General features: G+C 66.5%; 16 protein-coding genes. All 16 read left to right on the top strand.

What is annotated here, in order from left to right; translation table 11 throughout:
- Nucleotides 1-560: copper resistance protein B (locus GIW57_RS22440; RefSeq protein ID WP_236512943.1), on the top strand; the 560-nt coding region annotated here is incomplete at its 5' end.
- Between the two features lie 12 nt (nt 561-572).
- A complete protein-coding gene (locus tag GIW57_RS22435) occupies nt 573-1,343 on the top strand; it encodes a cytochrome c (RefSeq protein ID WP_026070603.1) in 771 nt (256 codons plus the stop codon).
- A 19-nt stretch (nt 1,344-1,362) separates the two neighbouring features.
- On the top strand, nt 1,363-1,872 hold the full coding sequence (locus GIW57_RS22430; RefSeq protein WP_026070602.1) for a DUF4440 domain-containing protein: 510 nt from the start codon (nt 1,363-1,365) through the stop codon (nt 1,870-1,872).
- 173 nt (nt 1,873-2,045) lie between these two features.
- On the top strand, nt 2,046-2,411 hold the full coding sequence (locus tag GIW57_RS22425; RefSeq protein ID WP_017354981.1) for a DUF411 domain-containing protein: 366 nt from the start codon (nt 2,046-2,048) through the stop codon (nt 2,409-2,411).
- Nucleotides 2,412-2,481: 70 nt separating this feature from the next.
- Nucleotides 2,482-2,832, top strand: coding sequence for a four-helix bundle copper-binding protein (locus GIW57_RS22420; RefSeq protein ID WP_026070601.1), 351 nt, complete (start codon nt 2,482-2,484; stop codon nt 2,830-2,832).
- Nucleotides 2,833-2,994: 162 nt separating this feature from the next.
- Nucleotides 2,995-3,378: a copper homeostasis periplasmic binding protein CopC gene (gene copC / locus GIW57_RS22415; RefSeq protein ID WP_017354979.1), complete on the top strand. Its 384-nt coding sequence runs from the start codon at nt 2,995-2,997 to the stop codon at nt 3,376-3,378.
- Nucleotides 3,379-3,388: 10 nt separating this feature from the next.
- Complete coding sequence (gene copD, locus GIW57_RS22410; protein ID WP_017354978.1) at nt 3,389-4,318, top strand: copper homeostasis membrane protein CopD; 930 nt, start codon at nt 3,389-3,391, stop codon at nt 4,316-4,318.
- Between the two features lie 61 nt (nt 4,319-4,379).
- Complete coding sequence (locus tag GIW57_RS22405; protein WP_154352391.1) at nt 4,380-6,806, top strand: heavy metal translocating P-type ATPase; 2,427 nt, start codon at nt 4,380-4,382, stop codon at nt 6,804-6,806.
- Between the two features lie 44 nt (nt 6,807-6,850).
- Nucleotides 6,851-7,273 carry a hypothetical protein gene (locus GIW57_RS22400; RefSeq protein ID WP_049404632.1) on the top strand — a complete coding sequence of 141 codons (423 nt, stop codon included), beginning with the start codon at nt 6,851-6,853 and terminating at the stop codon, nt 7,271-7,273.
- A 258-nt stretch (nt 7,274-7,531) separates the two neighbouring features.
- Nucleotides 7,532-8,725 (top strand): TolC family protein, encoded by a 1,194-nt coding sequence (locus GIW57_RS22395; protein WP_229296417.1) that lies wholly within the window; start codon nt 7,532-7,534, stop codon nt 8,723-8,725.
- Nucleotides 8,722-10,134 carry an efflux RND transporter periplasmic adaptor subunit gene (locus tag GIW57_RS22390; protein ID WP_017357198.1) on the top strand — a complete coding sequence of 471 codons (1,413 nt, stop codon included), beginning with the start codon at nt 8,722-8,724 and terminating at the stop codon, nt 10,132-10,134. The genes GIW57_RS22395 and GIW57_RS22390 overlap by 4 nt, the downstream gene beginning before the upstream one ends.
- 1 nt (nt 10,135) lies before the next feature.
- Nucleotides 10,136-13,285: a CusA/CzcA family heavy metal efflux RND transporter gene (locus tag GIW57_RS22385; RefSeq protein WP_049404640.1), complete on the top strand. Its 3,150-nt coding sequence runs from the start codon at nt 10,136-10,138 to the stop codon at nt 13,283-13,285.
- A 172-nt stretch (nt 13,286-13,457) separates the two neighbouring features.
- A complete protein-coding gene (locus GIW57_RS22380; RefSeq protein ID WP_017357196.1) occupies nt 13,458-13,970 on the top strand; it encodes a MerR family transcriptional regulator in 513 nt (170 codons plus the stop codon).
- A complete protein-coding gene (locus tag GIW57_RS23740) occupies nt 13,967-14,281 on the top strand; it encodes a DUF2933 domain-containing protein (protein WP_065427866.1) in 315 nt (104 codons plus the stop codon). The genes GIW57_RS22380 and GIW57_RS23740 overlap by 4 nt, the downstream gene beginning before the upstream one ends.
- A gap of 1 nt (nt 14,282) precedes the next feature.
- Nucleotides 14,283-14,948 (top strand): isoprenylcysteine carboxylmethyltransferase family protein, encoded by a 666-nt coding sequence (locus tag GIW57_RS22370; protein ID WP_017357195.1) that lies wholly within the window; start codon nt 14,283-14,285, stop codon nt 14,946-14,948.
- On the top strand, nt 14,945-15,126 hold a 182-nt coding region (locus GIW57_RS22365), incomplete at its 3' end, for a heavy-metal-associated domain-containing protein (protein ID WP_236512939.1). The genes GIW57_RS22370 and GIW57_RS22365, both read left to right, overlap by 4 nt.

Here is a 15,126-nt window from a genome sequence, read left to right as displayed (position 1 = left end):
GCTGGGAGGGCCAGGCTTGGATCGGTACGGACCTCAATCGCGTCTGGCTCCGCAGTGAAGGCGAACGCACGGATGGTCAGACCGAGTCGGCTGATCTGGAAGTGCTCTACGGCCGCAGTATCTCCACGTGGTGGGATGTGGTGGCCGGTGTGCGTCATGACTTCAAGCCTGGGGCATCTCAAAACTTCGCCGCTATCGGTGTACAGGGCTTGGCGCCGATGAAGTTCGAAGTGTCCGCCACAGCCTATCTCGGCGAAGGGGGCCAGACTGCCGCCAATGTCGAGGCCGAGTACGAATTGCTGCTAACCAACCGGCTGATCTTGCAGCCGCTGGTGGAAGTCACCGCCTATGGCAAGAACGATCCATTGCGCGGGATAGGTTCGGGTCTGAGTACCGCTGAGGCGGGGCTACGACTTCGTTATGAGTTCACCCGAAAGTTCGCTCCCTACATCGGCGTGGTGTACGAGCGCGCGTTTGGCAATACCGCAGACATGCGACGCGAGCATGGCGAGTCCTTTGAAGACACGCGCTTGGTCATCGGCCTTCGTACCTGGTTCTAAGGGGAACTGACAATGAAATCCAACAAAAGGATGTGGGTATGGCTCGGTGCCGGCGTGGGATTGGTTGCGGTCGCGGCAACTGCCACGGTCTCTCTGGGCGTGTACAACGTGGCCGCCGACGATCCGCATAGTCGCCCGGTGTATGCGCTACTTGAAACGGCGCGCGAGCGTTCCATTGAGGTGCGCGCCGCCAAGCTTCAGGTGCCCACGAACCTGGATGATCCTGAGCGTATCCGCCAGGGTGCGGGCAACTACAACGCCATGTGCGTGACCTGCCATCTTTCGCCAGAGGCGGCGGCCACCGAGATGAGCAAGGGCCTGTACCCCGCGCCACCGAACCTAAGCAAACAGTCGGTCGCTCCAGCTGAGGCGTTCTGGGTGATCAAGCACGGCATCAAGGCCAGCGGCATGCCCGCGTGGGGCGGCAGCATGGACGATGAGTTCATCTGGAACATGTCGGCCTTCCTGCAGAAGCTGCCCACGCTGGACAAGGCCGGTTACCAGGCGTTGGTGGCCAGCAGTGATGGTCATTCGCATGGCGGCGGCGAGACGCAAGGCCACCATGACGACGAAAAGGCCGAGGATCACCCTGCCCTATTCGAGCCGGGCAACAACTCCATGCCGCATGCGCACCCGCCGGGCGTGGACGACGATCACCACGGCCCGACACCCAGCGACACGGAAGTCGGGTTGGTGAGCCACGGCCATCCCGACGGCAAGGTGGAGTCGCACCCTGCACCACACACGCCCGTGGCCGATGACGGCCATGCGCACACCCATTGATCTCCTTGGAGCCCACGCAATGAACGCAACAGCAATCTCGTTCACCCTCGCACTGGCACTGGCCGTCGTGTCCCCCGCAATGGCGCAGGCGACACAGCCGCACGCACATCACCCCGCTGCCGCGGCATCTGCGGACGTCGACGTCCCAGTCACTGCAGAGGCCGCGGTCGCCGTAGCGGAGCGTTTCAACAGGGCCCTGTCTAGCGGCGATCTGGCCACGGTCGAAGCCCTGCTCGCTGCCGACGTCCTCATCCTCGAGTCCGGGGGTGCCGAGCGCAGCCGCGAGGAATATCTGGGTCATCACGCAGTCAGCGATGCGGCATTCCTCAAGGGCGCCCATCGCCAGCTGCTCCGTCAGCGTGCACGCACCGCTGGTGAGTTCGCATGGGTCGGAACCGAAAGCGAGCTGCACGCCCAGAAAGACGGTAAGCCACTGACCGTCCAGAGCACCGAGACCATGGTGCTGAAGCAGACCACCGACGGTTGGCGGATCGCCCACATCCACTGGTCTTCGCGGACCAAGCGCTAAGCGGAGAACCAGAAATGAAAACCTGCAGATTGAACCGACTGGCGTGGGCGGCTTTTGCGGTCGCCGGCCTGGGTGCCTGCACCCAAGCGGCTACACCCGCGCAATCCACCATCGCGCCCACTGCACAGGTCGTCCCGGAAACAGCCGACGCGACTCCAGCCGCCCTGCCACGCATGACCGTCCACAAGACCCCGACCTGCGGGTGCTGCGGTAGCTGGATCGACCACGTGAAGAAGGCGGGGTTCACCGTGGATGTGCATGACATGGATGACCTGGGTCCGGTCAAGGAGCGCCTGGGTGTCCCCTATGCAAAGGGCTCCTGCCACACGGCCGAGGTCGACGGATACGTCATCGAAGGCCATGTCCCGGCCGAGGACATCAAGCGCCTCCTCGAAGAAAAGCCGGACGCACGCGGCCTGGTCCTGCCCGGAATGCCGCTCGGTTCGCCGGGCATGGAGGTCCCGGAAGGACGCCAGCAGCCGTATACGGTCGAGCTGGTCCATCACGACGGAACCACCGAACCCTTCGCACAGCATTGATCCGCAAGAGCAACAGGGGGCGGTGTTGCGGGCGCGCCGATTCTCGTCCGCGATGAAGCAGGAGATCCACATGACTCACCATTCCGAAGACCACCGGTCTCAGGCCATGAACGAGTGCATCGACAACTGCACGCAATGCCACGCGATTTGCCTTGAGACCATCAACTATTGCCTGAGCAAAGGAGGTGCCCACGCAGCCCCGGAGCACATCGCCCTGCTGGCGACGTGTGCCGATATCTGCGCCACCAGCGCCGACGCCATGTTGCGTGGCGCCAGCGCTCACTCGGTGGTTTGCAGTGCCTGCGCGGAGATCTGCCGCCAGTGCGCCGAAGCATGCGACGCCATGAACGACCCGGAGATGGCGCGCTGCGCCGAAGTTTGTCGCCGTTGCGCGGAAAGCTGCAGCGCCATGGCGGCTTGACGCGTCGAGGATCCCGCCTGAGCGGCGGGATCCTCATCTCAAATATCAAAAGCCGACCAACCGTGGTTTCGGTGACAGCCCGACACCTAACGCTTGTCGGATCCAACACAGCACGGCGCCGAACGGGGCTTTGCATCACATTCGCAATGAGGATTTATCCCTATGAAATCATCAAACGTCCTTCGCTCCTTCGCGCTCGTCCTCGCGATTGCGGCTGGGCAGTTCTCCCTGCAGATCGCGCACGCCCACGCCGCGCTGCAGCAGTCCACACCGGCGGCAAATGCGGTGGTGGCTTCGCCGGGCCAGATCGATCTCGTGTTCAACGAAACATTGATTCCGCGGGCGTCGCGTCTCAAGTTGCTCATGAAGCACGGCAGTTCCACCATGCCGATCGAGAATTTCACGACCGAGATCGTCAACAACGGTAAGACCCTGCGTGCCAAGTTGCCCCAGCCGCTGACTCCGGGCGTCTATACCGTGGAATACCGCGCCGTCGGTGGTGACAACCACCCCATGCCGGGCAGCTTCAGCTTCACGGTGCGCTGAGGAGTCGCGAATGTTCGACCTGTCGGCTTATGCACTGAGATTCCTGGAATACCTTGTCATCATGGTTCTTTTCGGGGTTCCACTCTTCGGTTGGTACGGGTCGCGTCGATCGGCACTCGCCGACGCCTTGGCCGGGTGGTCACTCATGGGCGTTCTATTGGCGGGTGCCGTAGCCGGTCTCGTGCTCACCGGGCTCGATGTCGTCTTCAAGACCGCGGGCATCATGGGAATGCCGCTTGCCGAGGTTGATCGCGCATCGCTTGGCTGGTATCTGCTCGAGACGTCCGCGGGCCGGGCAGCCATGGCGAGAGGCGCGCTGCTGGTCGCCCTGATGTTCGTGCTCGGATGGCATCGTCGCCGCGGGAAGGTGGAGACCGCCTTCCCGCTGGGGGCGATGCTGGCGGGCGGCGCACTCGCTTCGCTGGCATGGAACGGCCACGCCGCCGCTGGCGAGGGCTTGGCAGGCGCGGTCCGGCTTGCTGCAGGCATCGTCCATCTTCTCGCGGCAGGCGGCTGGATCGCAGCGGTCCTGATGTTCCTTGCCATGCTGCTGCGCGGCAAAGAGACGAACGGCAGCGGGCGTCTGCGATCAACGCATGACTTTCTGCATGGTTTTTCGACGCTGGGAACGATCTTCGTTGGTGCGCTCATCGTGTCCGGCATCGCGCACTACGGGGATCTCACCGCGTGGTCGTTTTCGGCCCTGTTCCAGAGCACCTACGGGAAGTTGCTGCTGTTCAAACTGGCCCTGTTCGCTGGAATGCTGGGTTTGGGAGCGCTGCACCGATGGACGCTGGTGCCGCGCTTGGAACGAGCGCTGACCAGCGGAGATCCCGCGCAGGAGGTGCGGGCTTTGCGGCAGAGTGTTACGGCTGAGGCCGCGCTGGCCATCTTGATCCTGATTGTTGTTTCAGTGCTCGGGACGCTCAGCCCCGAATAGCTGTGTAACCCGCAATGGCACACTGCCTTGGCAGTCCATCCCCACTAAAGCGAGCATCGGCATGAACTCACCGTCGTCCCATGACCATCACCATTCTGCAGGCGCAGCCCCTGTCGAGGCTGCGGATGGACGGGTCACCGATCCGGTCTGTGGCATGCAGGTCGATCCCGCCACGACGCAGCATCATGCGACCCACGCCGACACACCTTTCCACTTCTGCTCGGAGCGATGCCGCGCGAAGTTCGTGGCCGATCCGGAGCGCTATCTGACGCCCCAGGACGAACCCGAGGTGGCACAGCCCCGCGCCATCTACACCTGCCCGATGCACCCGGAAGTCCGGCAACAAGGTCCAGGCAACTGTCCCTTCTGCGGCATGGCGCTGGAGCCGGAAATGCCGAGCCTGGAGGACGATGACAATCCGGAACTTCGCGACTTCTCGCGCCGGTTCTGGTGGACGCTTCCGCTGACTGTGGTGACGCTCGTGCTGGCCATGTTCGGCCAGTACCTCCCGCGTGTCGTGCTGGGCGACGTGCAGATCCTGCCGTTGTCGATCGACGTGCAGACCTGGGTCGAGCTGGTCTTGACCACACCAGTCGTGCTGTGGGCCGGCTGGCCGTTCTTCGAGCGCTGCGTGCAGTCGATCCGCAACCGCAGCCCGAACATGTTCACCCTCATCGGGATTGGCGTTGCGGCCGCCTTTGGCTACAGCCTGGTCGCCACGCTGGCACCCGGCTTGTTCCCACCGTCGTTTACCGAACATGGGCGCGTCGGGGTGTACTACGAGGCGGCGGCGGTGATCGTTTCGCTGACCCTGCTCGGCCAGATGCTGGAACTGCGGGCGCGCTCGAAAACGTCCGCGGCGATCAAGGGCCTGCTTGGCCTGGCGCCGAAGGAAGCCCGGCGGGTCAACGCCGACGGCACCGAGGAAGACATCCCGCTGACCCACGTCCACGTCGGCGACCACCTGCGCGTGCGTCCCGGCGAGAAGGTGCCGGTGGATGGCGAAGTGGTGGAAGGCCGCTCCAGCGTCGACGAGTCGATGCTCACGGGTGAACCGATTCCGGTCGAGAAGACCGCAGGCGACCAGGTCATCGGCGCGACCCAGAACGGCACCGGCGCGCTGGTGATCCGCGCCGCCAAGGTGGGCTCCGACACCGTGCTGTCGCAGATCGTGCAGCTGGTCGCGCAGGCGCAGCGCTCCCGCGCGCCGATGCAGCGGATGGCCGATATCGCGGCCTACTGGTTCGTGCTCGCGGTGCTGGCGATCGCGGTGGCCACCTTCTTTATCTGGGGCTCCTTCGGTCCGGAGCCGGCCTGGACCTTTGCGGTGCTCAACGCGGTCTCGGTACTGATCATCGCCTGCCCCTGCGCGCTGGGCCTGGCGACGCCGATGTCGATCATGGTCGCCACGGGCAAGGCGGCGCAGGTGGGCGTGCTGTTCCGCGACGCCGAGGCCATCGAGCACATGCGCCGCATCGACACCCTGATCGTCGACAAGACCGGCACCCTCACCGAGGGGCGCCCCGCCTTCAAGGAAGTCGTGGCCTTCGAGGGCTTCGACGCCGACCGGGTCTTGCACCTGGCCGCCAGCCTGGACCAGGGCAGCGAGCACCCGCTGGCCGACGCCATCGTCGCCGAGGCTCGACGCCGGAACTTCGAGTTCGACCGCGTGGAGGACTTCGACTCGGTGACCGGCATGGGTGTGCGCGGGTCCGTGGCCGGCCATGCGCTTGCGCTGGGCAATACCGCGCTCATGGACGACCTGGGCGCCAATCCCGCTGCGCACGTCGACGTGGCCGAGCGGATGCGCCGCGAGGGCGCGAGCGCCATGTTCCTGGCCGTGGACGGGCGCCTGGCGGGGCTGGTCGCGGTTGCCGACCCGATCAAGGCGTCGGCCGCGGCGGCCATCAACGAGCTCCACGCCGCCGGGCTGCGCATCATCATGGCCACCGGCGACGGGCTCACCACCGCACGGGCCGTGGCCACCGAGCTGGGCCTGGACGAGGTGCATGGCGAAGTCCGCCCCGAGGACAAGGCCGAGCTGGTGCAGCGCCTCAAGCGCGAAGGCCGGCGGGTGGCGATGGCGGGCGACGGCATCAACGACGCCCCGGCGCTCGCCGCGGCCGACGTCGGCATCGCCATGGGCACGGGCACCGACGTCGCGATGTCCAGTGCCCAGATCACCCTGGTCAAGGGCGACCTGCGGGGCATCCTGCGCGCCCGGAAGATCTCCCAGGCCACCGTGGCCAACATGAAGCAGAACCTCACCTTCGCGTTCCTCTACAACGCGCTGGGGGTGCCGGTCGCGGCCGGGGTGCTCTACCCCGCATTCGGGATCTTGCTGAGCCCGATGGTCGCGGCGCTTGCGATGAGCTTGAGCTCGGTGTCGGTGGTGGCCAACGCCCTTCGCCTTGCCAAGTCGGCCGCCGTACCGTCCTCGCCGACCACATCTGTGCCGCGCCAGCCCCTGGGCCTGGCCAAGGATTGACTTGGATCAATTGCATCGGTTCCAGTAAGAGGTAAGCTCACGCCATGGTCCGCATCCGCCATCGGAACTTGTTCCAGCGCACCGCCCTCCTCGCGATGGTGGCCCTGCTCTGGTCCCAGTTCGCGCTCGCAGGCCATGGCGATTGCCTGGATCTCCCAGTCACGCCGGCGGCGTTTGTCGCTGCCGCCACCGACACCCGACACGACCATGGCCACGGCTGCGATGCCGAGCTCCCCTCAGCGAGCAAGGCAGTGTGCGACGCGCACTGCACCGAGGGTGACATCTCGGCGGACAGTGGGCGCATCCCTTCGATTCCGCCGCTGCTGGCCGAAGCCTGGTTCTCCTGGCTTGCGATCGCCGCGATTGCGGATGCTGCGCCAGGTGTCACGGCTACATGGGTGGATTCGCCGCCCAGACCCGCCTGGCACCGACCTACCGCCCATCCAGCGGCACTCCTGCTGATCTGATGCCTGGACGCTGACTGCTCCGCACGTCTGTGCGGCGCAGTCCTGTGCGTTCGCGCCGTGGCTGCGTCACGGCATGTGTTCCTGCCCTCGTCCGAGCGACCTGCGTCGCGTCGGCCCAAGGACACTGATATGGCATCCCCGTTCGACCGACTGCCGGCCAGGCGCCTGCACCCTCGCCCTCTGTCCCGCCGTCTGCCACCGCTCCGGCACCTTCTTGCCGGCGTGCTTGCCGGCGCCTTGTGGGCCCTGGCGCTGCCGGTGACCGCCACCGAACCCGTCCCGGGGCACAGCCTCGAGTCGATCCGCGCCTGGGTTCTGGAACACAACCCGGAATTGCGGGCCATGGACTTCGAGGCCCAGGCCGCCGAAGCACGGATCCAGCCAGCGGGCGCCCTACCCGACCCGACGGCTTCCCTTGGATTCCGCGGCCTCGATCCGGACAAGCCCTGGCGCTCCGCCGGTGCCGAGCGCGAGGTCAACTACGCGCTGCGCCAGCGCCTCCCGCTTTGGGGCAAGCGCGCCCTGGCGCGGACCGCGGCCAGCCAGGACGCGGTCGCGGTCGGACTCGATCGCCTCACCACTGCGCGCGACTTGCTGGCCGACGCCGAGGCGGCCTACGCACGCTACTGGCATGCCGACCAGGCCGTGGCCGTGCTTGATCGCCGCATCGCCCTGCTCCGCCAGGTGGAAGAGATGGCCGGCGTGCGCTACGCCCTGGGTCGCGCGGCGCAGCAGGATGCCATCCGCGCCCAGGTCGAGCAGACCAGCCTCCAGCGCGAGCGGATCGAACGCCTCGCGACCAAGCAGGAGGCGGCCGCCACCTTGAACGCGGTGCTGGGGCGCCGGTCCGATGCACCGCTGGCGACTCCCGACGAGGCGCCGCGCCTCGCCGTCCACAGCGCCTCGCTTGCCGAGGCACTGGATGACGCCGATGCGCATCCCGCGGTGCGCTCGCAGCAGGCTCGCGCCGAGGCGGCGCGCACGAACGTGGTACTGCAGCGTCGCAACCGCTTTCCCGACATCACCCTGGGCGTGGGTGCGATGCAGTTCGGCAACGGCATCGAGAGCACCGAGCTGATGTTCGAGGTCGAGATCCCGTTCCAGCAGCGTGCCCGCCGCGAGCGCGAGCGCGAATCGCGCCTGCTCGAAGACGCAGCGCTTGCCCGCAGGGACGCCACGCTGCGGGCCGTCGAGGAACGCGGCGCTTCCGCCTGGTCGCAGTGGACCAACGCGCGCGAGCGTCGCGGACTGATCGAGAACACGCTGCTGCCGCAGGCCGACGCCACCTGGCAGTCCGCCCTGGCCAGCTACCAGGTCGGTGAAGTCGACTTCGGGACGCTGCTGGAAGCACTCAATGAATGGCAGGGCGCCGACCTCGCACGGGTCGATGCACTGCGTGACGAACTGTTGGGCGCCGCCGCCGTGCGCGCCATCGAAGGAGAGATCCGATGACCCGTGTCCAGACCCTGTCGCTCGCCATCGGCGTTGCACTCGCCGCCCTCGCCGTCGGCTGGATTGCCGGCCGCGCCACGAACGACTCCCCGACCGCGGGCACGTCGATCGACGGCCCGGCCGCAGAACGCAAGGTGCTCTATTACCGCAATCCCATGGGCTTGGCGGACACGTCGCCGGTGCCGAAGAAGGATTCGATGGGTATGGACTACGTCCCGGTCTATGCCGACGACGCACCGCCGGCGGCACCGGGCACGGTGGTGCTGCCGCCGGACAAGGTGCAGGCGCTGGGCGTGCGCACCGAAGCGGTCAAGCGCGGAGCCCTGTCCGCTACCGTGCGCACCAGCGGCACGGTCGAGGTCGACGAGACCCGGCAGTACGCGATCGCCCCGCGCTTCGAAGGCTGGGTGGAGCGGCTGTACGCGAACCAGACCGGCATGCGGGTCAGCGCCGGGCAGCCGCTGCTCTCCGTCTACAGCCCGCAGCTGGCCGCGGCGCAGCAGGAATACCGGCTGGCCGACGAGACCGCCCGCAGGCTGGCCGGGTCCGATCCCGCGAGCGCGGCGTCGATGGTCCGCCTGCGCGATGCCGCCCGCACCCGCCTGCGCAACTGGGAAATCAGTGACGCGCAGATGGGCAAGACGGGCCTGGTGCTCACCGCGCCCGCGGACGCGGTCGTGATCGAGAAGCCGGTGGTCCAGGGCGCGCGTTTCGAGCCCGGCGAAACCATCCTGCGCCTGGCGGACCTGTCGAAGGTGTGGGTGATCGCCAAGGTGCCGGCGGCGCAGGCCGCGGGTATCCAGCCCGGCCAAACGGCCCGCTTTGAAACCGTGGCCCTGCCGGGCCAGGTGGCCGAGGGCGAGGTCACCTTCGTGCAGCCCGTCATCGATGCGATGACGCGCACCGTGGATGTGCGCATCGCCCTGCCCAACCCCGCTGGCGACCTGCGGCCCGGGCTGTATGGGACGGTGGTGCTGGAGGAGCCGGGGGCTGGACCGGTCCTGACCGTTCCGCGCTCGGCCGTGCTCGACAGCGGCACGCGCCAGGTGGTGCTGGTCGAGACCGGCCCTGGCCGCTTCGCACCGCGCGATGTCAGCCTGGGGCGGCGCGGCGGCGATCGCATCGAGATCCTCGACGGCCTGACCGAGGGCGAGCAGGTCGTGGTCTCCGCCAACTTCCTGATCGACGCCGAAAGCAACCTGCAGTCGGCACTCCAGGGTCTTGAGGGTCACACAGGACACGGCGCGCCTTCGGGCACCGCTGAGGATCCACACGCCGGGCACGGCGAGGACGCCGCCGACCCGCACGCAGGTCATGGTGACGAGGCCTCTGATCCGCACGCCGGTCATTCCATGCCGGCTACCCCGGAAGAGACTCCGCCCGCCCCCACCGGCCACGAGGGGCACTGACATGCTTGGCCGTCTCGTTGAATGGTCGGTGCGCAACGTCTTCCTGGTGCTGCTGATGGCGCTGGCGATTGTCGCCGGTGGCATCTACGCACTGATGAACACGCCGCTGGACGCACAACCGGATCTGTCGGACGTGCAGGTGATCGTGTTCACGGAGTACCCGGGGCAGGCGCCCCAGGTGGTCGAGGACCAGGTCACCTATCCGCTGACCAGCGCCCTGCTCGCGACGCCGAAGTCGAAGGACGTCCGCGGCTTCTCGTTCTTCGGCGCCTCCTTCATCTACGTCATCTTCGAAGAAGGCACGGACCTGTACTGGGCGCGCTCGCGCGTGCTCGAGAACCTCAACGTCGCGTCGAAAAACCTGCCGGCTGGCGTGGCACCGGCACTGGGACCCGACGCGTCCGGCGTGGGCTGGGTCTACCAGTACGTGCTGCAGAGCGACCGCCACTCGCTGGACGAGCTGCGCGCGATGCAGGACTGGTACCTGCGTTACCAGCTCACCACCGCGCCCGGCGTGGCCGAGGTCGCCAGCGTCGGCGGCTTCGTGCGCCAGTACTCGATCACCGTCGATCCGGTCCGGCTGCGCGAGTTCGACATCCCGATTTCACGCGTGTCCGAGGTGATCGCCGAGAGCAACCGCGACGTCGGCGGCCGCGTGATCGAGATGGCCGAGACCGAGTACATGGTGCGGGGCCGCGGCTACCTGCGCGGTATCGAGGATATCGAGAGCCTGGTTCTGCGCGCCGAAGGGGGCGCACCGGTGCTGATCGGCGACGTCGCCCGGGTCGAACTGGTACCCGATGAGCGCCGTGGCATCGTCGACCTGGACGGCGAAGGCGACGTTGTGGGCGGGATCGTCATTGCGCGCTTCGGCGAAAACGCCCTGGCCGTGATCGGGGGGGTGAAGGACAAGATCGCCCAGCTTGCGAGTGGACTCCCCGAGGGCGTCAGCGTCCAGGCGGTCTACGACCGCTCCGATCTCATCGTGCGCGCGATCAAGACGCTACGCACGACGCTGCTCGAGGAGAGCCTGATCGTCGCACTGGTGTGCCTGGTATTCCTGTTCCATGCGCGCAGCGCGCTGGTCGCGATCGTCATGCTGCCCGTCGGCGTGCTGATCGCGGTGATCGCGATGCGCATGCTGGGCATGAACTCCAACATCATGAGCCTGGGCGGCATCGCGATCTCGATTGGCGTGATGGTCGACGCGGCGATCGTGATGATCGAGAACGCGCACAAGCACATCGAGCGCTCCGACGGCTCCCGCAGCCGGACCCAGCTGATCATCGATGCCTGTCGCGAGGTCGGGCCGGCGCTGTTCTTCAGCCTGATGATCATCACCGTCTCGTTCCTGCCCGTGTTCGCCCTGGAGGCTCAGGAAGGTCGCCTGTTCAAGCCGCTGGCCTTCACCAAGACCTTCGCGATGGCCGGTGGCGCGCTGTTGTCGATCACGCTGGTACCGGTACTCATGCTGCTGTTCGTGCGCGGCAAGATCGTGCCCGAGCACAAGAATCCGGTGAACCGGTTCCTGGTTGCGGCCTATCGGCCGGTGATCAACGTCGTTCTGCGGCATCGCATGGCCACAATCATGTTTGCGTTGGCCGCCCTGTTTGCAAGCCTGTGGCCTGCATCGCGGCTGGGCAGCGAGTTCATGCCAACCCTCAACGAAGGCACGCTGCTGTACATGCCCGCGTCGCTTCCGGGCATGTCGGTGACCAAGGCCTCGGAGCTGCTGCAGCAGCAGGACCGGATCATCAAGGGCTTCCCGGAAGTGGAGTCGGTGTTCGGCAAGGCGGGCCGTGCCCTGACGGCCACCGATCCCGCACCGCTGGAGATGTTCGAGACCGTCATCAACCTCAAGCCCGAGGACGAATGGCGGGACGGCATGACCACCGACAAGCTCATCGCCGAGATGGACGCGGCGCTGAAGTTCCCGGGCGTCGCCAACTCCTGGACGATGCCGATCAAGGCGCGCACCGACATGCTGGCCACCGGCATCCGCACGCCCGTGGGCATCAAACTCTTCGGCACGGACCTTGAGCAACTCGACGCGCTGGCCACCGAGATCGAAGCCGTGGTGCGCGAAGTGCCGGGCACGACCAGCGCGTTCGCCGAACGCCTGACCGGCGCCTACTACCTCGACATCACCCCCGACCTTGGCAGCCTGGCCCAGTACGGCGTCACCCTGGGCGAGGTGCAGAACGTGGTGGCCGCCGCGCTGGGCGGCGAGATCGTCACCACCATCCTCCAGGGCCGCGAACGCTTCAGCGCGATCGTGCGCTATCCCCGCGAACTCCGCGACGATCCGCACCGGATAGGCAGCCAAGTCCTTGTGCCGGTGCCCGGCGGCGCCCAGGTGCCGCTGGGCGAACTGGCGCGGATTGAGGTCAGGAAGGGTGCGCCGAGCATCCGCACCGAGAACGCGATGCTGGCGGCGTACATCTACGTCGACACCCGAGAGAGCGATCTCGGCCGCTACGTGAAGGCTGCGCAGGAAGCGGTCACCGAGCAGGTGCAGTTCCCGCCTGGCTACTACGTGACCTGGAGTGGACAGTACGAATACATGCAACGTGCCGCGGAGAAGATGCGTGTCGTCGTTCCGGTGACGCTGGCGCTGATTTTCCTGCTGCTGTACCTCAACTTCCGCCGTGTCACCGAGTCGCTGATCGTGATGCTGTCGGTGCCCTTCGCACTGGTCGGTGGCATCTGGCTGATGTGGATGCTCGACTACAACACCAGCGTCGCGGTGATCGTGGGCTTCATCGCGCTGGCCGGCGTCGCCGCGGAAACCGGCGTGGTGATGCTGATCTACCTCGACCACGCACTTGAAGCGCGTGCCGCGCAGAGGCAGGCCGAAGGCCGGGCACTGGATTCACGGGACCTGCGCGAGGCCATCATCGAAGGCGCGGTCGACCGCGTGCGCCCGAAGATGATGACCGTGGTCGCGATCATGGCGGGCCTGCTGCCCATCATGTGGAGCAGCGGTACTGGCTCGGAAGTCATGCGCCGAATCGCTGCGCCGATGGTAGGTGGCATGGTGTCTTCGACCATCCTCACCCTGGTCGTGATCCCGGCGCTGTACTCGCTGATCAAGCAGCGGCAGCTGGCCAGGAAGCCGCACCCCTCCTCCGCACTACCCAAGGAGAAGTAGTGATGGGGCCGTTCAACGCAGGCAGGGACCGACGGCTCATGCAACTGTGGCCGCGAACATCCGTCCGTCCACGGCCAATTCGCGCGTTACTGGCTTCGCCCACCGCAAGGCCGGTTGACCTGTGTGCGAGACACAGGTCTAGCCTGATCAACACCTCGCCGGGAGCAAGCCGATGACGACCAAGGAAGAAGTGACGCTGCCGCTGATGACGGTCCGCCAGCTGGCACGGCAGGGCGATGTCACGGTGCATGTGGTGCGCAACTACCTGCGGCGCGGTCTGTTGCAAGCGGCCACGCATACCGAGGGCGGCTACCAGTTGTTCTCCACCTCGGAGCTCCTTCGCCTGCACTTCATTCGCACGGCGCAACACCTTGGCTTCACGCTGGGGGAAATCGAGGAAATCATCCACCACAGCCTGCTGCGACATAGTCCCTGTCCGCTTGTGCGGGACATCATTCGGCGCAGGCTCGACGACACCCGCCAACAACTGGACAGGCTGCTCGCCATGCACGGACGAATGGAGCGTGCCATCCACGCCTGGGCGGAGCTTCCGGACTCCATTCCGACTGGCGATGACGTCTGCGCATTGATCGAATCTGTTGCCGCTGCTGAAGGCGGCGGGTTCGTCAAGTCCACCCCCCGGCGACTTCTTGGACGCCGCCCCACAGAGGAGAATTTGCCATGACAGCCTCCAGTCCTGCCCCCTCAGGCTCCCGACGCTGGGTCTTCTGGATCTTCCTGGCGCTGGCCGTGTTCTATCTCGCCGTCGAGCACCGCGCCCACCTTGGGGGGACGCTTCGCTGGTTGCCCCTGGCCATCCTGCTGCTATGTCCCTTGATGCATGTGTTCATGCACAAGGGGCATGGCGGTCATGGAGGTTCCGGAAGTCATGGGCGCGACGGCAATGCCGACGACACACCCCATGGCCAGCATGAGAGCCGTAGCAAGCGGGCACTGAACGACGAAACGTCCGACACCTCGAACGGAGGGCACTGACATGCAGGCACCCGACTCCGGCTACGGTCTTTGGCTCCTCGCCGCCATCAACGCCGCGTTCTTCATCTTCTTCGCCTGGAGCTTCTACAAACCGCTGACCCGTTGGGACTGGCGTGGGTTCGGTATGTTCTCCGCCTTCGTCGTGGCCCTGTTCGCGGAAATGTATGGCTTCCCGCTGACGCTGTACGTCCTGGGCGGCTGGCTCAGCGCCAACTATCCGCAGGTGGACTGGCTGAGCCATGACGCGGGCCATCTGCTCGAGATGTGGTTCGGCTGGCGCGCCAACCCGCATTTCGGCCCATTCCACATCGCAAGCTTCGTCCTGATCGGCGGCGGCTTCTGGCTGCTGTCGGCCGCCTGGCCGGTGCTGTATCGGGCACAGCGTGAAGGCCGGCTCGCCCGCGAGGGCGTGTATGCGCGCATGCGTCACCCGCAGTACGTCGCCTTCCTGCTCGTGCTGACCGGTTTCCTGCTGCAGTGGCCCACGCTGCTCACGCTCGCCAGCTATCCAGTGCTCGTGTGGGCCTATGCCCGCCTGGCGCGTCGTGAGGAAAAAGACTGCTTGAGCCGCTTCGGCGACGACTACGTCCGCTACATGCAGGAAGTGCCGGCCTTCATCCCGCGACGCCGGCGCGGCCCCGCTCCATCCCAAGGAGAAACCCGATGACGCACGTCCACAAACCCACTGTGCGCACGCGCACCTGGCCCATCGGCGACATGGTGAGTGCCGGCTGCGCGCGCACGCTGGAGAAGGCCGTGGCCGCGCTGCCTGGAGTCAACGCCACCAGCGCGAATTTCGCTACCGCGACCCTGCAGGTGTCCTACGACCCGGCCCGCCTGTCGGC

The organism is Stenotrophomonas sp. PA-6-5C (assembly GCF_021605635.1).
In the GTDB taxonomy this organism is placed as follows: Bacteria; Pseudomonadota; Gammaproteobacteria; order Xanthomonadales; family Xanthomonadaceae; genus Stenotrophomonas; species Stenotrophomonas lactitubi.
The sequence above is the reverse complement of the archived record's forward strand: the minus strand, read 5'-3'. Positions and strand labels throughout refer to the sequence as shown.